The sequence below is a fragment of the Klebsiella sp. 10982 genome (assembly GCF_048589245.1).
Taxonomy (GTDB): Bacteria; Pseudomonadota; Gammaproteobacteria; order Enterobacterales; family Enterobacteriaceae; genus Klebsiella; species Klebsiella quasivariicola.
The window spans coordinates 1-20,913 of record NZ_JBMAXV010000039.1 but is presented as its reverse complement, the minus strand read 5'-3'; the positions used below and the strand labels follow the sequence as shown (position 1 = coordinate 20,913).

The 20,913-nt window shown below is 57.6% G+C and carries 21 protein-coding genes; 9 read left to right on the top strand and 12 right to left on the bottom strand.

Annotation, left to right across the window (positions count from 1 at the left end):
• Positions 1-106: 106 nt before the first annotated feature.
• From potF to ACKLKD_RS22380, 5 genes are all read right to left on the bottom strand, one after another.
• Entirely contained in the window at positions 107-1,219 is a 1,113-nt protein-coding gene (gene potF / locus ACKLKD_RS22400; protein WP_087804989.1) for a spermidine/putrescine ABC transporter substrate-binding protein PotF, read from the bottom strand.
• A 348-nt stretch (positions 1,220-1,567) separates the two neighbouring features.
• Entirely contained in the window at positions 1,568-2,047 is a 480-nt protein-coding gene (locus ACKLKD_RS22395; protein WP_025713834.1) for a YbjN domain-containing protein, read from the bottom strand.
• 88 nt (positions 2,048-2,135) lie between these two features.
• Positions 2,136-3,038 carry a 30S ribosomal protein S6--L-glutamate ligase gene (gene rimK, locus ACKLKD_RS22390; protein ID WP_087804991.1) on the bottom strand — a complete coding sequence of 301 codons (903 nt, stop codon included), beginning with the start codon at positions 3,036-3,038 and terminating at the stop codon, positions 2,136-2,138.
• Between the two features lie 118 nt (positions 3,039-3,156).
• Complete coding sequence (nfsA, locus tag ACKLKD_RS22385; RefSeq protein ID WP_087804993.1) at positions 3,157-3,879, bottom strand: nitroreductase NfsA; 723 nt, start codon at positions 3,877-3,879, stop codon at positions 3,157-3,159.
• On the bottom strand, positions 3,863-4,150 hold the full coding sequence (locus tag ACKLKD_RS22380) for a YbjC family protein (protein ID WP_025713831.1): 288 nt from the start codon (positions 4,148-4,150) through the stop codon (positions 3,863-3,865). Before ACKLKD_RS22380 ends, nfsA begins: the two co-directional genes overlap by 17 nt.
• Positions 4,151-4,352: 202 nt before the next feature.
• Between ACKLKD_RS22380 and ACKLKD_RS22375 the strand changes: the two genes are divergently transcribed.
• Entirely contained in the window at positions 4,353-4,616 is a 264-nt protein-coding gene (locus tag ACKLKD_RS22375) for a GrxA family glutaredoxin (RefSeq protein WP_002896352.1), read from the top strand.
• Positions 4,617-4,622: 6 nt separating this feature from the next.
• Here ACKLKD_RS22375 and ybjM read toward each other — a convergent pair whose 3' ends face one another.
• Positions 4,623-5,006: an inner membrane protein YbjM gene (gene ybjM, locus ACKLKD_RS22370; RefSeq protein WP_025713830.1), complete on the bottom strand. Its 384-nt coding sequence runs from the start codon at positions 5,004-5,006 to the stop codon at positions 4,623-4,625.
• A 267-nt stretch (positions 5,007-5,273) separates the two neighbouring features.
• On the opposite strand from ybjM, the gene ACKLKD_RS22365 reads away from it, so the two are divergent.
• A complete protein-coding gene (locus tag ACKLKD_RS22365) occupies positions 5,274-6,959 on the top strand; it encodes an aspartate:alanine antiporter (RefSeq protein ID WP_025713829.1) in 1,686 nt (561 codons plus the stop codon).
• Between the two features lie 180 nt (positions 6,960-7,139).
• Here the strand turns inward: ACKLKD_RS22365 and ACKLKD_RS22360 are convergent, their stop codons facing one another.
• The gene (locus tag ACKLKD_RS22360; protein WP_087804995.1) at positions 7,140-7,703 is read right to left on the bottom strand and encodes a TetR/AcrR family transcriptional regulator; all 564 of its coding nucleotides are present in this window, start codon (positions 7,701-7,703) and stop codon (positions 7,140-7,142) included.
• Between the two features lie 82 nt (positions 7,704-7,785).
• Here ACKLKD_RS22360 and ACKLKD_RS22355 point away from each other — a divergent pair, with 82 nt between their 5' ends.
• Positions 7,786-8,988 carry an MFS transporter gene (locus ACKLKD_RS22355; protein WP_087804997.1) on the top strand — a complete coding sequence of 401 codons (1,203 nt, stop codon included), beginning with the start codon at positions 7,786-7,788 and terminating at the stop codon, positions 8,986-8,988.
• Positions 8,988-9,800, top strand: coding sequence for a Cof-type HAD-IIB family hydrolase (locus ACKLKD_RS22350; RefSeq protein ID WP_087804999.1), 813 nt, complete (start codon positions 8,988-8,990; stop codon positions 9,798-9,800). Before ACKLKD_RS22355 ends, ACKLKD_RS22350 begins: the two co-directional genes overlap by 1 nt.
• Before the next feature lie 37 nt (positions 9,801-9,837).
• Here ACKLKD_RS22350 and kdeA read toward each other — a convergent pair whose 3' ends face one another.
• On the bottom strand, positions 9,838-11,070 hold the full coding sequence (gene kdeA, locus ACKLKD_RS22345) for a multidrug efflux MFS transporter KdeA (protein ID WP_087805001.1): 1,233 nt from the start codon (positions 11,068-11,070) through the stop codon (positions 9,838-9,840).
• 324 nt (positions 11,071-11,394) lie between these two features.
• On the opposite strand from kdeA, the gene ybjG reads away from it, so the two are divergent.
• Positions 11,395-11,988, top strand: coding sequence for an undecaprenyl-diphosphate phosphatase (gene ybjG, locus ACKLKD_RS22340; RefSeq protein WP_025713826.1), 594 nt, complete (start codon positions 11,395-11,397; stop codon positions 11,986-11,988).
• Positions 11,989-12,090: 102 nt separating this feature from the next.
• Positions 12,091-12,849: a DNA-binding transcriptional repressor DeoR gene (gene deoR, locus ACKLKD_RS22335; RefSeq protein ID WP_004151717.1), complete on the top strand. Its 759-nt coding sequence runs from the start codon at positions 12,091-12,093 to the stop codon at positions 12,847-12,849.
• Positions 12,850-12,884: 35 nt separating this feature from the next.
• On the opposite strand, the gene dacC is transcribed toward deoR, so the two are convergent.
• A complete protein-coding gene (dacC, locus tag ACKLKD_RS22330; RefSeq protein ID WP_042929693.1) occupies positions 12,885-14,087 on the bottom strand; it encodes a serine-type D-Ala-D-Ala carboxypeptidase in 1,203 nt (400 codons plus the stop codon).
• A 255-nt stretch (positions 14,088-14,342) separates the two neighbouring features.
• Between dacC and ACKLKD_RS22325 the strand changes: the two genes are divergently transcribed.
• Positions 14,343-14,969, top strand: coding sequence for a glutathione S-transferase family protein (locus tag ACKLKD_RS22325; RefSeq protein WP_025713824.1), 627 nt, complete (start codon positions 14,343-14,345; stop codon positions 14,967-14,969).
• Between the two features lie 2 nt (positions 14,970-14,971).
• Here the strand turns inward: ACKLKD_RS22325 and ACKLKD_RS22320 are convergent, their stop codons facing one another.
• Positions 14,972-16,081, bottom strand: coding sequence for a PQQ-dependent sugar dehydrogenase (locus ACKLKD_RS22320; RefSeq protein WP_087805003.1), 1,110 nt, complete (start codon positions 16,079-16,081; stop codon positions 14,972-14,974).
• 115 nt (positions 16,082-16,196) lie between these two features.
• A complete protein-coding gene (gene bssR / locus ACKLKD_RS22315) occupies positions 16,197-16,580 on the bottom strand; it encodes a biofilm formation regulator BssR (RefSeq protein ID WP_025713822.1) in 384 nt (127 codons plus the stop codon).
• A 377-nt stretch (positions 16,581-16,957) separates the two neighbouring features.
• Between bssR and ACKLKD_RS22310 the strand changes: the two genes are divergently transcribed.
• Entirely contained in the window at positions 16,958-18,199 is a 1,242-nt protein-coding gene (locus ACKLKD_RS22310) for an oligosaccharide MFS transporter (protein ID WP_025713821.1), read from the top strand.
• Between the two features lie 16 nt (positions 18,200-18,215).
• On the opposite strand, the gene ACKLKD_RS22305 is transcribed toward ACKLKD_RS22310, so the two are convergent.
• Positions 18,216-19,118: a Kdo hydroxylase family protein gene (locus tag ACKLKD_RS22305; RefSeq protein ID WP_025713820.1), complete on the bottom strand. Its 903-nt coding sequence runs from the start codon at positions 19,116-19,118 to the stop codon at positions 18,216-18,218.
• Positions 19,119-19,363: 245 nt separating this feature from the next.
• Between ACKLKD_RS22305 and rimO the strand changes: the two genes are divergently transcribed.
• A complete protein-coding gene (rimO, locus tag ACKLKD_RS22300) occupies positions 19,364-20,689 on the top strand; it encodes a 30S ribosomal protein S12 methylthiotransferase RimO (protein WP_025713819.1) in 1,326 nt (441 codons plus the stop codon).
• Positions 20,690-20,913 lie beyond the last annotated feature (224 nt).

Here is a 20,913-nt window from a genome sequence, read left to right as displayed (position 1 = left end):
GCTTAACAGTGCATTTGCACCATCCTGGTGCGTCTGCTCGCCGGGCGCGCTGCTATTTCCCGGCGAGTACCGAACTGATTCGGCCCGTTCACCGGGCCGTCAGAGATTATTTGCCACTCTTCACTTTGGTCCACGCGCGGGTGCGCACGCGGTCGATCTTCGGATCCTGCACCTTCAGCGTGAACAGTTTGGCGAATACATCCGCTGGCGGATAAATCGCCGGGTTGTTACGGATCGTCTCGCTGACCAGCGGCGTGGAGGCCTTGTTGCCGTTGGCGTAGAACACCTGGTCGCTGATCTTGGCGATCACATCCGGGCGCATCAGATAGTTAAGGAACTGATAGGCTTCATCTTTATTCTTGGCGTCGGCCGGCATAGCAAAGACGTCAAAGAACGCCAGCGCGCCTTCTTTCGGAATAAAGTAAGAGACGTTGACGCCGTTCTTCGCCTCTTTCGCGCGGTTGGCCGCCTGCCAGACATCCCCTGCCCAGCCGATCGCCACGCAGATATCGCCGTTGGCAAGGTCATTAATATATTGCGAAGAGTGGAAGTAGCGAATGTTCGGCCGCAGTTTCAGCAGCAGGTCGGTGGCCGGGCCGGTATAGTCATCTGCTTTACTGCTGTTCGGATCCTTGCCGAGGTAGTTCAGCACGGTGGCGAAAATCTCTTCCGGCGCGTCGAGGAAGGAGACGCCGCAGCTTTTCAGTTTTTCGAGGTTCTCCGGCTTCAGCACCAGATCCCAGCTATCCACTGGCGCATCTTTGCCCAGCACCGCTTTCACTTTATCCACGTTGTAGCCAATACCCGTCGTCGCCCACAGATAAGGCACCGCGTATTTATTCTCCGGGTCATGCTTGGCGACCAGCTTCAGCACTTCGGGGTCAAGGTTCTTCCAGTTCGGCAGCTTGCTCTTATCCAGCGGCTGGAACACGCCCGCCGCCAGCTGGCGCTCAAGGAAGCTTGCCGACGGTACCACCAGGTCGAAACCGGTGCTGCCCGCCATCAATTTGCCTTCCAGTACTTCGTTGGAATCAAAAACGTCATACACGACTTTAATCCCGGTCTCTTTTTCGAAATTCGCTACCGTGTCCGGCGCAATATAATCAGACCAGTTATAAACATGCAGGGTTTTTTGTTCGGCGGCGAGCGAACCGGCAGAGACGGCCATCAGCGCACCCGTAACCAGACCTGTTAACCATTTTTTACCAAAGGCGGTCATATCTCTTATCCTTCTCAACGCCCGTTAATTTACGGGCTCAAATATACGCATTTCAACGCATGCAAGAATCATGCATATTTTTTCATTGCCTGAGAAAAGGAGAGCGGATCTCTCCCGGAGTGGTTGCTCGCAACTGGAAGCATCGCCAGAATAACTGTAGCCAGAATAAGAGGCTATAGCCCAGGTAAAAAAACGCCTTTTATCAAATTTTTATGCAATAACGGTCTACGTGATAAGCCAAAACGGCCGGAATGGCGGTGAATAATGCTTTAAGAAAAGGTTAAATGCAGAATAAAAGCGGGTAATACGCAGCCGCTGCGGTAGTGGCTGCGCTAATTTTAGGCAGGCTTAGTGAAGAAAATGGTATTGCACGTTTTCCGCTGCCGGCTCTTCTTCTTCGCCTTTGTACAGTAGCTGATTGGCACCGGCTTCGAGGATCACCATCGAGATCTGCTCTTCACTTTGGCGGAAAAACCAGGCGAACTGCTCCAGGGTCACCCCGGGGCCGATGGACAGCGACTGGCAGACCACCAGCTTGGGCAAATTATCGTCCTGAATGTCGATAAACGCCTTCACGGTTAATGAGCTGGCGTTGATGGCCGACAGATCCGCCGACAGCGCCAGCAGGGCAGACGGCTTCACCTCCGCCAGGGCGGAAAAGAGCACCACGTTGTCCACCAGGTCAATTTTGGCATCAAAAATACCGTCGAAATTCTGCATATGCGGCAGGTGCAATGCCTGGCAGGAATCGCACTCAAAAAAGCTGATGCCGATCTCGTCCAGCCAGCGACGTAGCGTATCCAGACCTGGAACGACCAGTGAATCCATAGTGCCTGTGACCTCTTACAGTGGAAAAACGACGCCATAGCTTACGCAAAAAAAGCGCCGCGTACCATGGCCGTCTTGCATCCGGCGGTTAGCCGCCTATTTTCAAACAGAATTCCGGCGTCGCCTGGCGCTCGATCCAGGCGATCATCTTGCCGGCAATATCCACCCCGGTGGTGGTTTCCACCCCTTCCAGCCCCGGTGAAGCATTGACCTCCATCACCAGCGGCCCGCGGGTGGCGCGTAAAATATCGACACCGGCGACGTCAAGCCCCAGAGTTTGCGTCGCCTTGATAGCGATAGCCCGCTCCTCGTCGCTAATCTGCGCCACCGTGGCCACGCCGCCGCGGTGCAGGTTAGAACGAAAGTCGCCCTCTTTTGCCCGCCGTTCGATCGCCGCCACCACCTCATTGCCGACCACCAGGCAGCGAATATCGCAGCCTTTCGCCTCGGCAATATACTCCTGCACCAGGATGTGGGCGTTCAGCCCGCGAAAGGCGTCGATCACGCTCTCCGCCGCCTGACGGGTCTCCGCCAGCACCACGCCGATCCCCTGGGTGCCTTCCACCAGCTTCACCACCAGCGGCGCGCCGCCCACCATGGCGATCAGGTCGCTGGTGTCATCAGGGGAGTGAGCGATGCCGGTCAGCGGCAAATCGATGCCCTGGCGCGCCAGCAGCTGCAGCGAGCGCAGCTTATCACGAGCGCGGGTGATGGCGACGGATTCATTCAGCGGGTAGCTTCCCAGCAGCTCAAACTGACGCAAGGCCGCAGTGCCATAGTAAGTGATCGCCGAACCGATGCGCGGGATCACCGCATCAAAATGCGGCAGCTGGCGACCTTTGTAGTGGATAGACGACGCCACTGGGCTAACGTTCATATAGCAGGAAAGCGGATCGAGGATCTCGATCTGATGACCGCGCTTCTGCGCCGCTTCGCGCAGGCGTCGACATGAATACAGCGTTCCATCCCGGGATAATATGGCAATTTTCATCCTGCACCTCTGCAAAAAGACCCGCTCTGGCGGGCCTCAGCTATCGAACACATTTTCAACCAACTTTCCTGCGGCCGGCGGCGGATAGCACCAGACCGGAGCAGCAGTGTACACGTAATCAGCGCGTTGCCCACCCCTGCTTATGCAGATAGTCGAGAATAAACGGGCGGCTCTCTTTCACGATAGTGCGACGAATATGATCGCTCCAGGTATCACGGCGGGCGTTGCTGCCGCGCGACAGATAATAGTGCGCCAGTTGTTCGTCATACTCCGCCAACAGCGCGTTATCCAGTGGCTGATAGCGGTTCTCATGCACCAGCATGGCCGACGGCATTCGCGGCTTGATGTCCGGGTTATCCGCCGGCCAGCCGAGGCAGAGGCCAAACAGCGGTAGAACATGCTGCGGCAGCGCCAGCAGCTCTGTCACCGCCTCAATGCTGTTGCGCAGTCCGCCGATATAGACGCCCCCCAGTCCGAGGGACTCGGCGGCAATCAGCGCGTTTTGCGCCAGCAGCGCCGTATCAACCACGCCGATCAGCAGCTGTTCCGCCAGCCCCAGCTGCGCCTGCGGGCAAATTTGCAGGTGGCGGTTGAAGTCGGCGCAGAAGACCCAAAACTCCGCCGCCTGCGCCACGTGCTGCTGGCCGCCGGTCAGCGGGACCAGACGTTCACGCAGGGCCGGATCGGTAATGCGAATAATGGAGGTGCACTGTAAAAAACTCGAGGTAGATGCCGCTTGCGCGCTGGCGATAATGGCTGCGCGCTGTTCGTCGCTCACAGGCGCATCGGTGAAGTGGCGGATGGAACGGTGGCTGCACAGCAGCTCAATGGTCGGCGTCATTGCGTTTTTCTCTGTCAGACAATGTTTCAGGCTTAGAAGAGTGCGTTAACTGCGGGGCCACAATCTGCGCCACCCGCCACATGACGGCGATGGCGGCGGGGATCATCAGCAGGATCCCGGCAAAAATCATCACCAGCGCCGCGGTCGGACTGGCCACAGGCGCAGGCAGCCGGACATACTGATTAAGCGAGAGCCAGGCCAGGGTTAATAACCCCATCCCGAGGATCTCAAGCAGCAGAATACTTTTCGGCAATGGGGCAGGTTTTCGCATCACGCCTCTCCGGTTGATAAACGTAGCACACCAGGCAATCCCAGCGCGCCGCCGGGTCAGTATACGGGTTTTGATAGTACGACATTTATCAAACATAGCCGTAAACCATCGAAGCAAAAGGCAGAACCTTCTTTCCCTCCCCGGCCGATGCAGGCATCATAAGCACCATTCGCCATCCGGCAGAGGTTTAAGGAGAGAAGCAATGTTTACCGTTATTTTTGGTCGTCCAGGCTGCCCATACTGCGTTCGTGCTAAAGAGCTGGCAGAAAAACTGACCAACGAGCGTGATGATTTTAACTACCGCTACGTGGATATTCACGCCGAAGGCATCAGCAAAGCTGACCTGGAAAAAACCGTCGGCAAACCGGTTGAAACCGTACCGCAGATTTTCGTCGACCAAAAACACATCGGCGGTTGCACTGATTTTGAAGCCTGGGCGAAAGAAAACCTCGGTCTGTTTGCCTGAGTAGATTTATTTGCTAGATGAATGACTGCGCCAGGCATCAAGCCAGGCGCAGATAAACAAAAAGCACAGCGCCCCAAGCGCGCACCAGAACACAGCGCTCAGCACCCACGCCATCTCCTGCCAGAACGTTCGGTGCGTCACGAAGAATAAGCGCATCGTGACCATACAGACCGGTGCCGCCAGCATCGCGCCCAGCAAAGGACGCAGCACCCGCTGACCCGGAGAGAGACAGCTCGCCGCCGCCCCTGGCAGCAAAAAGAAGAGCAGGCCCAGCTCCGGATTGCCGCTGGCGCGAAAGGCCCCTTTCATATGTAACAACAGCGATAAGCACACCACAATGAACAGAACGAAGCCGCAGATAATACCGGCCCAACTACGCTCAGATTTCACCGTATCCTCCTGATGTCGCCTCTAACTCACGTCCACGTCGCCCAGTCAGATAAAGCATTTCGGCAATCCATGCCAATAACTCCCCGTCCAGCGTAAAAACGATTGTCACTAGCCGCCGCATCCAGGAAGGATTAAACTAGCGGGTATATTTTTGCTGGTTATAACAGGGTGCCAGAATAGGTTCGCCACAATGCGAACACCAGAGCAACCTTAGACCAAATAACCATTTCCTTCAACAACTTACTAGTAAACGAGAAGTTGGCTTTCGTGAATATAAACGTCGCAGATTTGTTAAACGGGAATTACATCCTGTTATTATTCGTTGTACTTGCATTAGGACTATGCCTGGGAAAACTGCGTCTCGGCTCAGTACAACTTGGTAATTCCATTGGCGTTTTAGTCGTTTCTCTATTATTAGGCCAGCAGCATTTCGCGATTAACACCGATGCCCTTAATCTCGGCTTTATGCTGTTTATTTTTTGCGTTGGCGTAGAAGCCGGCCCCAACTTTTTTTCTATTTTTTTCCGCGACGGCAAAAACTACCTGATGCTGGCGCTGGTGATGGTCGGCAGCGCAATGCTGATCGCCCTGGTGCTGGGTAAAGTCTTCGGCTGGGATATCGGGCTCACCGCCGGTATGCTGGCGGGGGCCATGACCTCCACCCCAGTGCTGGTCGGCGCGGGAGACACCCTGCGCCATTTCGGCCTGCCCAGCGATCAGCTGGCGCAGTCGCTTGACCATCTGAGCCTCGGCTATGCCCTGACCTACCTGGTTGGCCTGGTGAGCTTGATCGTCGGCGCTCGCTATATGCCCAAGCTGCAGCATCAGGATCTGCAGACCAGCGCCCAGCAAATCGCCCGTGAGCGCGGCCTCGATACCGATTCAAAACGTAAAGTCTACCTGCCGGTGATCCGTGCCTATCGCGTCGGCCCGGAGCTGGTGGCCTGGGCGGACGGTAAAAATCTGCGCGAACTGGGTATTTATCGCCAGACCGGCTGCTATATCGAACGCATCCGCCGCAACGGCATTCTGGCCAACCCGGACGGCGATGCGGTGCTGCAGATGGGCGACGATATCGCGCTGGTAGGCTATCCGGACGCCCACGCCCGCCTCGACCCCAGCTTCCGTAACGGCAAAGAGGTGTTCGACCGCGATCTGCTCGACATGCGCATCGTCACCGAAGAGATTGTGGTCAAAAACCACAACGCCGTCGGCCGCCGCCTGGCGCAGCTGAAGCTCACCGACCACGGCTGCTTCTTAAACCGGGTTATTCGCAGCCAGATTGAAATGCCTATCGACGACAACGTGGTACTGAACAAAGGCGACGTACTGCAGGTCAGCGGCGACGCCCGCCGTGTGAAAACCGTGGCCGACCGCATCGGCTTTATCTCCATTCACAGCCAGGTGACCGATCTGTTGGCCTTCTGTGCCTTCTTTATCGTCGGCCTGATGATCGGCATGATCACCTTCCAGTTCAGCTCCTTCAGCTTCGGCATCGGCAACGCCGCCGGACTGCTGTTCGCCGGCATCATGCTTGGCTTCCTGCGCGCCAACCACCCAACCTTCGGCTATATCCCGCAGGGGGCGCTGAACATGGTGAAAGAATTTGGTCTGATGGTATTTATGGCCGGGGTCGGACTCAGCGCCGGCGCCGGGATCAATAACGGTCTGGGCGCTGTCGGCGGCCAGATGTTGGCGGCAGGGCTTATCGTCAGCCTGGTGCCGGTAGTGATCTGCTTCCTGTTCGGCGCCTACGTGCTGCGCATGAACCGGGCGATGCTGTTCGGCGCCATGATGGGGGCGCGCACCTGCGCCCCGGCGATGGAGATCATCAGCGATACCGCGCGCAGCAACATTCCCGCGCTCGGCTACGCGGGCACCTACGCCATCGCCAACGTCTTGCTCACCCTCGCCGGGACGCTCATCGTGATCATCTGGCCAGGGCTACAATAAATTTTTTGCGAAAAAAACCGTCACAGGCAGAACTTTTTCTCAGGGCATCAGTCATAAGTAATGCCACTGCTTTTCTTTGATGTCCCCATTTTGTGGAGCCCATCAACCCCGCCACTTCGGTTCAAGGTTGATGGGTTTTTTGTTGCCTGCGTTTCACCCGCATGCACATCTCGCACCGCTTCAGCGCCTCTCTTCCTGCGCCCTCTCCCCTGCCAGCTGCCCGACCATCATGCGGATTGCCGCCTTCGACAACGGTGCGCGATCGGTGACAAAGTGCAAGGTCATCCCTTCAATAAAGGCGTCGAGACCGCGGGCGGTATCGGGGGCAAACCATTGTTCCAGCGTCTGCTGGCTGCGCCGCATCCAGTTTTGCATCACCGCCTTCAGCGCCGGCTGACTGCTGCAAAAAGCATACAGCTGGTACATCAGCTTCATATTACGCGCCGTGGTCACCTGGGCGCTGAAGATCAGCTCAGCAATGGCATCGCAGGCTTGCTCCTGGTTCGTTACCCCAACGAAGCCTTGCTGGTAGTGCGCCGACATCTCGGCAGTAAACAGGCTGAACGCCTCCTCAATTAACGCCTCAATGCCGCTAAAATAGTAGGTCAATGACCCCAGCGGCACATTCGCGCAGGTGGCGATTTTACGGTGCGTTACCGCATGGACGCCGTGCGCCGCGATGGTGTCCAGCGTCGCCTGCAGGATGCGCTCGCGGCGCTGCGGATCGTTCGGTCTACGGGCCATGATTTTCCTCTTCCGGTTTATGTACAAATGTACACATGCTTGCTACTGTTGTCTTCACTCTTCTCGTTTAAGGCGTTTACGGATGACGACGCAATCCTCGCGCAGAGCGCTGCAGCTTCGGCTGTGGGCGCTGTTTATGTTCTTTTTCATCCCCGGCTTGCTAATGGCCTCCTGGGCCACCCGCACGCCGGCGATCCGCGATCTGCTGGCACTCTCCACCGCAGAGATGGGCGTGGTGCTGTTTGGCCTGTCGGTGGGGTCGATGAGCGGTATCCTCTGCTCGGCATGGCTGGTGAAACGCTTTGGTACCCGCAAGGTTATCCGCACCACCATGTCCTTCGCCGTACTCGGCATGCTGGTGCTCAGCCTGGCGCTGTGGATCTCTTCCGCCCCGCTGTTCGCCTTCGGTCTGGCCATCTTTGGCGCCAGCTTTGGCTCGGCAGAAGTCGCGATTAACGTTGAAGGCGCGGCCATCGAGCGGGAGATGAATAAAACGGTGCTGCCGATGATGCATGGATTTTACAGCTTCGGCACCCTGTTCGGCGCCGGGGTGGGCATGGCAGTGACTGGATTCGGTCTGCCTGCCGCCCCGCATATCCTGGCGGCCGCGCTGGTGGCTGTCCTGCCCATCGCCATCGCCATCCGCGCCATTCCCGATGGCACCGGCAAAAATGCCGCCGAAGCCGCCCACGGTGAAGCGAAGGGTCTGCCGGTATGGCGCGACGCGCAGCTGCTGCTGATCGGGGTCATCGTCCTGGCGATGGCCTTTGCCGAAGGCTCGGCCAACGACTGGCTGCCGCTGCTGATGGTGGACGGCCACGGCTTTAGCCCCACCTCCGGCTCGCTGATCTATGCCGGCTTCACCCTCGGCATGACGCTGGGCCGCTTTACCGGCGGCTGGTTTATCGATCGCTACAGCCGGGTGACGGTGGTCCGCGCCAGCGCGGTGATGGGTGCCCTGGGTATTGGCCTGATCATCTTCGTCGATAACCCCTGGGTGGCAGGCATCTCGGTACTGCTGTGGGGCATTGGCGCCTCGCTCGGCTTCCCGCTGACCATCTCCGCCGCCAGCGATACCGGGCCGGACGCGCCCAAGCGCGTCAGCGTGGTGGCGATCACCGGCTATCTCGCTTTCCTCGTCGGGCCGCCGCTGCTGGGCTTCCTCGGCGAACATTTCGGCCTGCGCAGCGCCATGATGGTGGTGCTGGGTCTGGTGATGGTGGCGGCGCTGGTCGCCCGCGCGGTGGCTAAGCCACAGTCTGAACCCGTTATGGAGAACAGCTAATGAGCATCAAACTGATTGCGGTGGATATGGACGGCACCTTTTTAAGCGATGCCAAAACTTACAACCGGCCGCGCTTCCTCGCCCAGTACCAGCGAATGCGTGAGCAAAACATTCGCTTCGTGGTCGCCAGCGGCAACCAGTATTATCAGCTGATCTCCTTTTTCCCGGAGATTGCCCATCAGATCGCCTTTGTGGCGGAAAACGGCGGCTGGGTGGTGAGCGGCAATGAAGACGTGTTCAACTGCCAGCTGCCGGTTCACCATTTCAATGCCGTGGTCGACCATCTGCAGACCCTGCCAAATATCGAAATCATCGCCTGCGGGAAGCGCAGCGCCTACACTCTCAACCGCTATAACGACGCGCTGAAGACGGTGGCGGCGAAGTATTATCACCGCCTTGAACTGGTGGATGATTTTAACCATCTCGATGACACCATCCTCAAATTTGGCCTCAACGTGCCGGACAGCCTGATCCCGGACATTCAGCCGAAGCTGCACGCGGCGCTGGGGGACATGGTCACCGCGGTGGCCACCGGCTACGGCAGCATCGACTTAATTATCCCGGGCGTGCACAAAGCCAATGGGCTGCGCATTTTGCAGCAGCGCTGGGGCATTGAGGATCACGAGGTGGTGGCGTTCGGCGACAGCGGCAACGATATCGAAATGCTGCAGCACGCCGGGTTTGGCTTTGCCATGGCCAACGCCCGGGAAGACGTCAAAGCCGTCGCCCGCTATCAGGCGCCGCACAACAACGAAGAAGGCGTGCTGCAGATTATTGATAAGGTGTTAGATCGCGAAGCGCCGTTCGCCTGACAAGACCCGGATGCGAGCGCATCCGGGTTGAAAACAACTACCCCTGCTGCGAATTGCCGATGCTTTTATCTTTCAGGAAGTAGATCATCAGCCCCAGCCACAGCACCCCGCCCAGCAGGTTAAACAGGCTGAACAGCCCGTTGCCGCCCAGCGCGTAAGCATGTTTGCTCAGCTCGATGCCGACGGTGAAGATTAGCATCTGCAGCATCCCCATCGCCGCCGAAACCGTGCCTTTGCTCATCTCGCTGGCGAACAGCGTTAAGCGCACCAGGCCGGCGTTCGCCAGGCCAATCCCGAAGGCGTAGAAGCTCAGGCCGGCGGTCATCCACAGATACGCATGGGAAGAGACCACGGTCGCCGCTGCGGAGAGGATCAGACCAAACATGATCGGCCAGCCGCCCATGATAATCAGCGAGCGCACGGTCCGGCGCGAAGTCAGACGCGCCAGCACCAGGTTACCGGCAATCAGCGCACCGAAAATCGGCACCTGCAGCATGCCGTACTCATAGCTGGTGGCCTGTTCGCCGCTGATAATAATCACCGGCGACTGGGCAATCCACGCCAGCAGCGGCAGGCTGACAAAGCCGGTGGCCAGCGCGCCGGCGACGAAGCGCAGGTTCTTCAGCACCAGCCGATAGTCGCGGCCCAGCTCTTTGACCGACAGCTTTTCGCCGAGTCGCGTCGCGGTTTCCGGCATCGCCCGCTGCAGGCCGAAGAACGAAATGGCCGCCAGCACGGCGAACAGGACAAACATCATCTCCCACGGCAGGATATGCACCCAGGCGGCGCCCACCAGCGGCCCCAGCAGCGGGGCAATCAGCGCCACGTTAGCCATCAGGGCGGTAATTTTGATACACACCGCCTCCTCGAAGGACTCCTGGATCGCCGCATAGCCCACCGCGCCGATAAAGCACAGGCTGATCCCCTGCAGAAAGCGCAGCAGGGTAAACTGCTCGATGGTCTGCGCCAGCAGCGTCGCCAGGCAGGTAACGATAAACCAGACCACGCCGGTCAACATCACCGGACGGCGGCCAATACGATCCGATAGCGGCCCCAGCAGCCACTGTAAAAACATACCGCCAGCCAGATAGGCGGTCATCGAGGTAGGTACCCACTCGTTGCCCACCTGAAATTCCTGCACCACGGCTAACATGCCCGGCTGAATCATATCGTTGCCGATATAAGTGGAAAACTCGTACAGCACCAGACATAGCGGGAACAACAGCGCCTGCCTTCCGAGGCGGCGGCCTGAAAGCGAATAATTTTGCATGAAATCTCTTATCTATCAAAAATCGCGCAAAGTGTAATGAAACTCCCGGCGCGGAGATAGTGAATTGTGGGTGACACCGCACAATATTGCGCATCCTGCGCCGCGTGCTGGCCCTCCCCGGCTATTCAGCTTGTGTATATATTCCGTTTATGTTTCAGCAATGTGACAAACGATATACTGACGTTTTTCAGGTTGTTAGCACTGAAACCACTATGCAAAATTTCTTAACAACCTGATTTTTAAGACAATGCTGCTTTATCTCTGCGCTGCTTTTTTTTAGAGTAAGCGGCTTATTTGCTCTCGGACCAACAAGCCTGGAAGTCTATGCTGGAAAATATTAATTACGCGCTGTTCGCCCTGCTCAACGCGACACCGGCCTCGCCGCAGTGGGCCATTGAGGTAGCCCTTTTCATCGCCAAAGATCTGATCCTGATCGTGCCCCTGCTGGTGGTGACATTATGGCTGTGGGGACCCGCCCAGCGGCAGATGATATTTAAGCTGATGCTGGCGCTGATGCTCAGCCTGACCGTGTCGTGGGCGATCGGCCACCTTTACCCGCACGATCGGCCTTTTGTCGCCGGCGTAGGCTATAACTTCCTGCATCACGCCGCAGACGACTCCTTCCCCAGCGACCACGGCACCGTCAGCTTTACCTTTGCCCTGGCCTTCCTGTTCTGGCACCGTCTGTGGTCCGGCGCGCTGTTGATGACTATCGCCGCGGCCATCGCCTGGTCCCGCGTCTATCTCGGCGTCCACTGGCCGCTGGATATGGTCGGCGGCCTGCTGGCCGGCATGTGCGGCTGTCTTGGCGCGGCGCTGATCTGGCATACGTTCGGTCCGGCGCTGTACCGTCAGCTGCAGCGGCTGTACCGCCTCTGCTTCTCCCTGCCGATCCGCAAAGGCTGGGTACGCGGCTAAACGCCAGCCGCCGCTGCGGCCACCGCGTGACTAACCCGCAAGCGACAGGTAAAATCCCGCTAACGCCCTGCCCCCGCAGGGCGATTTTAGCGCAGAGGGAATATGGAAACTCGCCGTGACGAACGTATCAGTCAGCTCATTCAGGCACTCAAACGCAGTGATAAGCTGCATCTGAAAGAAGCCGCTTCCCTGCTTGGGGTGTCGGAAATGACCATTCGTCGCGACCTCAACGGCCACAGCGGTCCGGTTGTGCTGCTCGGCGGCTATATTGTGCTGGAACCGCGTAGCGCTACCCATTACCTGCTCAGCGATCAAAAAACCCGGCTGGTTGAGGAAAAACGCCGCGCTGCCCGCCATGCCGCGGCACTGCTGGAGGCCCATCAGATGGCCTTCTTTGACTGCGGCACCACCACGCCGTGGATCATTGACGCCATTGACGATGCCCTGCCCTTCACCGGCGTCTGCTACTCCCTGAACACCTTTCTTGCCCTGCAGGAAAAACCGCAGTGCCGGGCGGTCCTGTGCGGCGGGGAATTTCATGCCAGCAACGCGATTTTTATGCCGTTGAGTCTTGAGGATACCCTCAGCCATCTGAGCCCCGACATCGCCTTTTACTCGGCGGCAGGCATTGACTGCGAGCAGGGGGCAACCTGCTATAACCTGGAAGAGCTGCCGGTCAAGCACTGGGCGATGCGTCACGCCCGCTACCACGTGCTGGTGGTCGACCACAGCAAGTTTGGCAAAGTGCGTCCGGCGCGGATGGGGGCGTTAGCGAAATTTGACGTAATTGCCAGCGACATCTGCCCGGATGACGAGCTGGTGGCGCTGGCGAAGGCGCAACAGATCTCTCTGCTGTATTGAAGACTGCCCGCGCCCCACAAGGCGCGGGCATGGCATCAGGAGAACCAGCTGCCGAACCAGCCGTGCAGTTTCATCAGCACGAAGTCGATCATCCGGCTGAAGAAGCCGCCCTCTTTCACCGGCTCCATGACGATCAGCGGCCGCTGCTCGATGGTTTTATCATTCAGCTTAAAGTCGATAGTCCCGACCACCTGCCCCTTCTCCAGCGGCGCGGTGAGCTGCGGCTGATTTAAGGTGTAGCTGGCTTTCAAGTTCTTCAGCTGGCCCTTCGGCAGGGTGATAGAACCCGCCTCGCCGGCTCCCAGTTTCGCTTCGCTGCTGTCGCCAAACCACACGCGCTGGGTGACGAAGGTGGCATCTGGTTTAATCGGCGTCACGGTTTCATAGAAGCGGAAGCCCCAGGTCAGCAGTTTTTCCGACTCGTTAAAGCGAATGCGGTCGGTTTTGGTTCCCAGCACCACCGCAATCAGACGCATATCGCCCTGAGTGGCCGAAGAGACGAGGTTATAGCCGGCCCCGGCGGTGGTCCCGGTTTTCACGCCGTCGGCGTTGAGATTGGTGCTCCACAGCAGACGGTTACGGTTTGGCTGGCGAATTTTATTAAAGGTGAACTCTTTTTCTTTATGTACCGCGTACTCTTCCGGTACGTCGTGGATCATCGCTTTGGTCAACAGCGCCATATCGCGCGCGGTACTGAACTGCCCCGGCGCATCAAGGCCGTGGACGGTCATAAAGGTGGTATTGGTCAGCCCCATTTTTTTGGCATAGCCGTTCATCAGACTGACGAAAGCATCCTGGCTGCCCGCCACGTAGTCAGCAATCGCAATGCTGGCGTCGTTCCCGGACTGAATGATGACCCCTTTATTCAGATCTTCCACCGAAACCTGCATGCCGGGTTTGAGGAACATCACCGATGACCCGCGCAGGGCCGGGTTGCCGGTCGCCCAGGCATCACGTCCGACGGTCACCATGTCGGTCAGTTTGATTTTTCCCGCTTTTATCGCCTGCCCCACCACGTAGCTGGTCATGATCTTCGTCAGACTGGCCGGGTCGAGTTTTTCATCGGCATTGCCTTCGCTCAGCACCTTCCCGCTGGCATAGTCCATCAGGATCCAGGCGCGAGCGTCAATCGAAGGGGCGTCGGGGAGTTGTTCTGCAGCCTGCACCGCAGGTGCGACAAGAAGTAATAGTGCGCAACCTGCCGCGAGGCCGCGAAGGGAAAAAGCGTCATGCATCATAAGAGCCACCCAAGTATCCTTTCCAAACAAAATATGCCGCACCACTCTGACCGCGCCGCAGCAACCGGTGAGTAAAGCGTACAAATGACCTTAAAGAAACAGCGAGTTGGTAAAGTTTTTAAAGTTTACGCAATAACCTGCCGCTGTGCTTTAATCAGAACAATTTTTTTGATCGCGATTGCCTAAATATTAACTTTATCCCAACATGATCGCCGATCGCGCTGCAACGGCAGTGAAACAAACTCAGGAGCGAAAATGATTACACTGTGGGGACGTAATAACTCGACCAACGTGAAGAAAGTACGCTGGGTGCTGGAGGAGTTGGAACTGCCTTATCAGCAGATCCTCGCCGGGCTGGAGTTTGGTCTCAATCATGACCCGGAATATCTGGCGATGAATCCGAACGGACTGGTGCCGCTGTTAAAGGATGATGCCACCGGGGTGGTACTGTGGGAATCAAACACCATTATTCGCTACCTTGCCGCCCAGTATGGCGTTGACCGTCTGTGGCTGGCCGCGCCGGCGCAGCGCGCGCAAGGGGAAAAGTGGATGGACTGGTCCAACGGTACCCTCTCTCCCGCCCATCGCCCGGTGTTAATGGGCCTGGTCAGGACGCCGCCGGCGCAGCGCGACCCGGCGGCCATCGCCGCGGGGATCGGCGCCTGTGAATCGCTGTTTGCCATGCTCGATGACGAACTGGCCAAAATGCCGTGGCTCTCCGGGGAACAGTTCGGCCTTGGCGATATTGCCGTTGCCCCCTTCGTCTACAATCTGCTGTCGATCCTCGATAGCTGGCAACCGCGGCCCCATCTGCAGCGCTGGTATCAGCAGATTAGCCAGCGTCCCGCCTGGCGCGAAGTAGTGCAGATCCCGGTGACCTGAGGTTAATTCTCCGGACTCAAGCGCAACAGCTCGCCGTTAGACTCGTCGGTTAAAACGTACAGATAGCCGTCGGGTCCCACGCGAACGTCGCGGATACGCTTCCCGCGCGCCTCCAGTAACCTCCCCTCCTCGCGGACCTGATTACCATCAACCGATAAGACGATAAGCGACGTCTCCTTCAGCGCGCCGATAAACAGCTTATGCTGCCACTGGGGAAAAGTCTGCGCCGCGTAAAAGGCCATCCCGCTCACGCCGGGGGAGACCGGCCAGACATACAGGGGAGGCTCGGTACCCGGGGCCGTTTTGCCCTTCGCCTCCGGGATCGGCTGACCGCTGTAGTTAATGCCATGCGTCGCCAGCGGCCAGCCGTAGTTTTTCCCCGCCTGCGGGATGTTAATTTCATCTCCGCCGCGCGGGCCATGCTCATTGAGCCACAGCGCGTCGCTCCATGGGTTCATCGCCATGCCCTGCGGATTACGGATGCCGTAGGCCCAGATCTCCGGCCTGGCGTCGGTCCGGCCGACAAAAGGGTTATCCGACGGGACGCCTCCGGTTTCCGTCAGGCGGACCACTTTCCCCTGCAGCTTGCTGAGATCCTGGGCAGTGGGGCGCTGATTGTTTTCTCCCAGACCGATATACAGATATCCTTTGCCGTCGAAGACCAGCCGGCCGCCGAAATGGTTGCCGACGGAGAGCTTCGGCTGCTGGCGAAAGACCACGGTAAAGTTCGACAGCTGCGTGGCATCCTCGCTTAACCGCCCGTAGCCTACCGCAGTGCCGGCTTTGCCGCTGGCGTCGCTTTCCGCATAGCTCAACCATACCCGCCGTGATTGGGCGAAATCCGGGGCCAGCGCCACATCCAGTAAGCCGCCCTGGCCGTTGGCCCATACCTGCGGCACGCCGGATATCGGTGCCGACAGGCCTTTACCTGGCTGCCAGCGCTTCAGCTCGCCGCCACGCAGGGTAATCAGCATACCCTGATCGTCGGGGAGAAACGCCAGGCTCCACGGATGTGCCAGCCGGTTTTGCAATACCTCAACCCGCACCGCGGCCTGGCTCAGGGCTGGTAGCGCTAAGGCGCTCAATAGCAACAGCAGTGGGATCGGACGCATGGCATTCTCCTTTCGTCAGCTCTGGGCTAAAGGGTAGCCAGCGGGGAAATTTGCGCGGGGATTTTTACATAACCTTTAACAGGGGAAGCGTTCACTTCCCCTGGGTTGCAGCCGATCAGGCATGAGTGATTGGCGCCAATTTATTCAGTTTATGAATATTTGAAGTCAATCCCGTCAGACAGCGTTCTAGCTTCTCTACGTTAACAGCGATGTACAGTGGACAATCATGATGCCCACTCATCAGGCATACTGCCGCTGCGGCGACGGACTCGCCGGCCAGACGAAGGGCCTCCTTTTCCTCCGGTGAAACAATATGCTGCAGGCGCGGCGCCTGCGCACGCATTTCACGGCAAAGCTCAAACAAGTTTTCACGCAGATGGTCATTTTCGCTGACTGACATGTAGCCTTTGGCCTTTCGCAGCTGCAGATAGGCATCAATATCAATATTGGCATTGATGAGCTTCTGCAAAAGGTGGCGGTACAGTCTGTCAACGGTCATCACGGTTCCTCCTCTGTCGTCCTTTACCCTTTCCATAATACGGTTATTTTTTGTGCAAAATGATGCGCCAGGTCAATTATTACCAAGCCTTTAACACCCTTTACAATGTGACAACTTTACGGTTTTGTAGGTTATATAACAAATAAAATGTAATACGATCACAATTAATTCCACAATGAAATCAAATACAGTTTAGTGCCATTTTTGAGTCAATTAGTGCCAATAAGATCACAATACAGCATAAACACAGTTGCACAACTGGCAGTCAGGATGTCATAACAAATAATTAATGTGATACGTATAACACAAAAGAAAAACAGCGAGCGCGTGGCGTACTTCGCTGATAATCTCTCTGCTCGTTTGCAAGGAACTGAACCATGACGTCCGGTAAAAGAAACTACCTTCTGTTGAGTCTTTTCGATTTCCTCTACCTGTTCGCCTGGTCGTCGACCATGGCTTTCTTTGTCATCTGGACCACCCAGCATCTAGGTATCAGCGCGACGAAAACCGGCCTTCTCTATTCGGTGAATGCCTTCATCGCTCTGCTTATGCAGCCTTTCTTCGGCTACATTTCCGATAAGTTCGGCCTGAAAAAACGGCTTATCTGGCTGCTGGTGGCACTCCTACTGCCGGTGGGACCTTTCTTTATCTACGTCTACGCGCCGCTGCTGGTGCATAACTTCTGGTTCGGCGCCCTGCTCGGGGGGATCTATCTGGGGATTATTTTTAATTCCGGCTGTGGGGTGATCGACTCTTACATCGATAAGATTTCTCGCCGCTACCAGTTCGAATACGGTCGGGTGCGGATGTGGGGCTCGTTAGGCTGGGCGGCGGCAGCCTGGATTGTAGGTAAATATATCGACAGCAATCCTAATCTGGCCTTCTGGCTCGCCAGCCTCGCCATCGTCATCGCCGCCATCTGCTTTATGCTGACCAAAATTGAATTAACCGACGCCGATGTGGCGCGAAGCGAGTCGCTGAAGGTCTCCCATGCCCTTGAGCTGGCGAAGAATGGTCAGTTCTGGATGCTGCTGCTCTTTACCCTCTTCGTCACGCAAATTTACGACACTTACGATCAGCAATTTGCGCAATACTTCTCACTGCAGTTCCCGACGCCGGAGGAAGGCAACCGCTGGTACGGGATCCTCGCGTCCATTCAGGTCTGCGGCGAAACCCTGTTCCTCTGCCTGATGCCATGGTTTGTTAACCGGACCGGCGCTAAATGGGCGCTGATCATCGCCGGGTTAATCATGTCGGTACGTATCGTCGGGTCAGCCGTGCCCCTCGGCCCGGTGTGGATTGGTGCGGTGAAAATGATGCATGCCCTGGAGAAACCCTTAATTCTGGTGTCCGTCTTTAAATTCATCGCCGCCAACTTCGACCATAAACTCTCGTCAACCGTCTATTTACTGGTGCTGTTTGTCGCCTCGATCGCCACCGCCATCTACTCCCCGCTGGCAGGCTATCTGTACGATACCATTGGCTTTGCCAACACCTATCTGATCCTCGGCGGCATTGCCGGGCTCTTCACCCTGATCTCCATCTTCACCCTGCAGGATAAGCGCGAACCGAAAAAGCCCGACGCGACCCCCTCAGACGCCGTGACGTCGGCACAATAACCCGCCAGGCCGGGCATTATCTGGTGCGCGCCACTAACGGCTTTTGCAGGAGCGTTTCCAGCACCCGCAGCGGCGAAAGCTGCGGGTTAGTCATCGCGCTTACCGGCAGCAGGAACGTCTGTTCAAGCAGATACTGGCCGCGCATCGCCGCATGCGGGGTCTGATCGGAAAAGCAGATCCAGGTGCTGCCAGCGGCAAAGTCGATCTCCTGCTGTGCCCCCTGTCGTTGGTACTCAGGGGCGCTTTTCATCGCATCGTGCAGGGCCAGCATCAAATGATCGTAATGGCTGCGCCGGGTTTTGGTGATCCCCAGGGCAGACTGCAGCCAGGCGCCAAACGGCGACCAGGGTTTCAGCTGCGGCAGGAAGCGCGCCGCGAGGGTATCGAAATGCTCCCCCGTTCGCCAGGTGCGTGGTTCGCCGCGGGGGTGAATATTGCAAAAGACGCGCAGAATACGCTCACCATTGACCGGTCGTGACGGAAAAGCATCCACATGCAGACGGGAGTCATCTTTGCGCCAGGAGGTCTTCTCCCGCCAGGCGGTGATGGGATGCAGGCGCAGACTGGTTTGCGGATGGTGCAACGCCTCGCCATAGCCTGGCAATAACGCGTCGATCAGCTGCAGCGTCATCTGATGATAACGCGCCAGCAGCCGGGCGACGGCGGCGGTTTTTTGCTGATCGGCAACGCCTTTGAGCGTGCGCGAGTCGGGTTGATAACTGATGTTCTTGCGCCGCGGCGCGACCAGCTCGGGCGTGAGCAACCCCTGCTCCGCCGCGGTTAATGAAAAGGCCAGCTGCGGCAGATAGAGCACATTCCCCTGCTCAAGGGAGCGTTGGATCTGCGGCGGCTGCGGGGGGATCTCCAGATTACTGAACGGCAGGGTGGCAATTGCCACCGGTGCACTTATTGGTGTCATTTCCTTGCCTCTTCTCCTGGCGGTCATCGAGGTGTTTAGTAAAGAAATTGTTATATTTTTGTAGAATACAACGTAAATAACCGCCGTTTTTATCAGGAATGGCGGTTTACGCACAACCAAACCGCCAGGATGCGCTTCAGCCGAGCGCTTTTTCACCATTAACCGCGACGGAGCTATACTCTTTTTCGCAAAGATCTGTAGAATTCCTGCCCTGACCATTCCAATAATTGAACACTTTTTAAGCTATGAGCAATGTCACGCATCAGCCGAAAATCGGCTTCGTCTCCCTGGGCTGCCCGAAAAACCTCGTGGACTCAGAGCGTATCCTGACCGAACTGCGCACCGAAGGTTATGACGTCGTACCCACCTACGACAACGCCGATATGGTGATCGTTAACACCTGCGGCTTTATCGACAGCGCTGTGCAGGAATCGCTGGAAGCGATTGGCGAAGCGTTAAAAGAGAATGGCAAGGTGATCGTCACCGGCTGTCTCGGCGCGAAAGAGGATCAGATCCGCGAAGTACATCCGAAGGTGCTGGAGATCACCGGTCCGCACAGCTATGAGCAGGTGCTGGAGCACGTCCACCACTACACGCCGAAGCCGAAGCACAACCCGTTCCTGAGCCTGGTGCCGGAACAGGGCGTTAAGCTGACCCCGCGTCACTATGCCTACTTAAAAATCTCCGAAGGCTGCAATCATCGCTGCACCTTCTGCATTATTCCGTCTATGCGCGGCGACCTGGTGAGCCGTCCGATTGGCGAAGTGCTGGCGGAAGCCAAACGCCTTGCTGACGCCGGGGTGAAAGAGCTGCTGGTCATCTCGCAGGACACCTCCGCCTATGGCGTCGACGTTAAGCACCGCACCGGTTTCCACAATGGTATGCCGGTGAAGACCAGCATGGTCAGCCTGTGCGAAGAGCTGGCGAAGCTCGGCATCTGGGTGCGCCTGCACTATGTCTACCCGTACCCGCACGTTGACGATGTGATCCCGCTGATGGCAGAAGGCAAAATTCTGCCGTACCTCGATATTCCGCTGCAGCACGCCAGCCCGCGCATCCTGAAGCTGATGAAGCGTCCAGGTTCCGCTGACCGTCAGCTGGCGCGCATCAAGCAGTGGCGTGAAATCTGCCCGGATCTGACCCTGCGCTCCACCTTTATCGTGGGCTTCCCGGGGGAAACGGAAGACGATTTCCAGATGCTGCTCGACTTCCTGAAAGAGGCGCGTCTCGACCGCGTCGGCTGCTTCAAGTACAGCCCGGTTGAAGGCGCCACCGCCAATGAGCTGGCGGACCAGGTGCCGGAAGAGGTGAAAGAGGAGCGCTGGAACCGCTTTATGCAGCTGCAGCAGCAGATCTCTGCCGAGCGTCTGCAGGAAAAAGTGGGTCGCGAAATCCTGGTGCTGGTGGATGAAGTTGATGAAGAAGGCGCCATTGGCCGCAGCATGGCCGACGCCCCGGAAATCGACGGCGCGGTCTACCTGAACGGCGAAACCCGCGTTAAGCCGGGCGACGTGGTGCGGGTGAAAGTCGAGCACGCCGACGAATACGACCTGTGGGGAACCCGGGTCTAGTCCAGCTTCCCGGATAGCGGCTTAGTGCATTCCCAGCCTACGGGGTCCTCCCGTAGGCTCCCCCCCCAGGCCCGCGCAAGCACAGCGCCGCCGGGCAAGCATTGATTACTTCCAGGCAGACCTGTTACATCGTTATTTTGCCGGGTGGCGCTACGCTTACCCGGCCTACAGTGCGTGCGATCTGTCGTTAATTTATTCACCATTGTTGCTGAAACTGCCGGTGC

Bases quoted from the DNA above. Each gene is read 5' to 3' on its own strand.
- potF (WP_087804989.1), bottom strand. From the start codon at position 1,219: ATGACCGCCTTTGGTAAAAAATGGTTAACAGGTCTGGTTACGGGTGCG.
- ACKLKD_RS22355 (WP_087804997.1), top strand. From the start codon at position 7,786: ATGACGACGCAATCCTCGCGCAGAGCGCTGCAGCTTCGGCTGTGGGCG.
- ACKLKD_RS22305 (WP_025713820.1), bottom strand. From the start codon at position 19,118: ATGACACCAATAAGTGCACCGGTGGCAATTGCCACCCTGCCGTTCAGT.
- ACKLKD_RS22310 (WP_025713821.1), top strand. From the start codon at position 16,958: ATGACGTCCGGTAAAAGAAACTACCTTCTGTTGAGTCTTTTCGATTTC.
- nfsA (WP_087804993.1), bottom strand. From the start codon at position 3,879: ATGACGCCGACCATTGAGCTGCTGTGCAGCCACCGTTCCATCCGCCAC.
- bssR (WP_025713822.1), bottom strand. From the start codon at position 16,580: ATGACCGTTGACAGACTGTACCGCCACCTTTTGCAGAAGCTCATCAAT.
- ACKLKD_RS22375 (WP_002896352.1), top strand. From the start codon at position 4,353: ATGTTTACCGTTATTTTTGGTCGTCCAGGCTGCCCATACTGCGTTCGT.
- deoR (WP_004151717.1), top strand. From the start codon at position 12,091: ATGGAAACTCGCCGTGACGAACGTATCAGTCAGCTCATTCAGGCACTC.
- ACKLKD_RS22325 (WP_025713824.1), top strand. From the start codon at position 14,343: ATGATTACACTGTGGGGACGTAATAACTCGACCAACGTGAAGAAAGTA.
- ACKLKD_RS22380 (WP_025713831.1), bottom strand. From the start codon at position 4,150: ATGCGAAAACCTGCCCCATTGCCGAAAAGTATTCTGCTGCTTGAGATC.
- kdeA (WP_087805001.1), bottom strand. From the start codon at position 11,070: ATGCAAAATTATTCGCTTTCAGGCCGCCGCCTCGGAAGGCAGGCGCTG.
- ACKLKD_RS22360 (WP_087804995.1), bottom strand. From the start codon at position 7,703: ATGGCCCGTAGACCGAACGATCCGCAGCGCCGCGAGCGCATCCTGCAG.
- dacC (WP_042929693.1), bottom strand. From the start codon at position 14,087: ATGATGCATGACGCTTTTTCCCTTCGCGGCCTCGCGGCAGGTTGCGCA.
- ACKLKD_RS22320 (WP_087805003.1), bottom strand. From the start codon at position 16,081: ATGCGTCCGATCCCACTGCTGTTGCTATTGAGCGCCTTAGCGCTACCA.
- ybjG (WP_025713826.1), top strand. From the start codon at position 11,395: ATGCTGGAAAATATTAATTACGCGCTGTTCGCCCTGCTCAACGCGACA.
- rimO (WP_025713819.1), top strand. From the start codon at position 19,364: ATGAGCAATGTCACGCATCAGCCGAAAATCGGCTTCGTCTCCCTGGGC.
- rimK (WP_087804991.1), bottom strand. From the start codon at position 3,038: ATGAAAATTGCCATATTATCCCGGGATGGAACGCTGTATTCATGTCGA.
- ACKLKD_RS22395 (WP_025713834.1), bottom strand. From the start codon at position 2,047: ATGGATTCACTGGTCGTTCCAGGTCTGGATACGCTACGTCGCTGGCTG.
- ACKLKD_RS22350 (WP_087804999.1), top strand. From the start codon at position 8,988: ATGAGCATCAAACTGATTGCGGTGGATATGGACGGCACCTTTTTAAGC.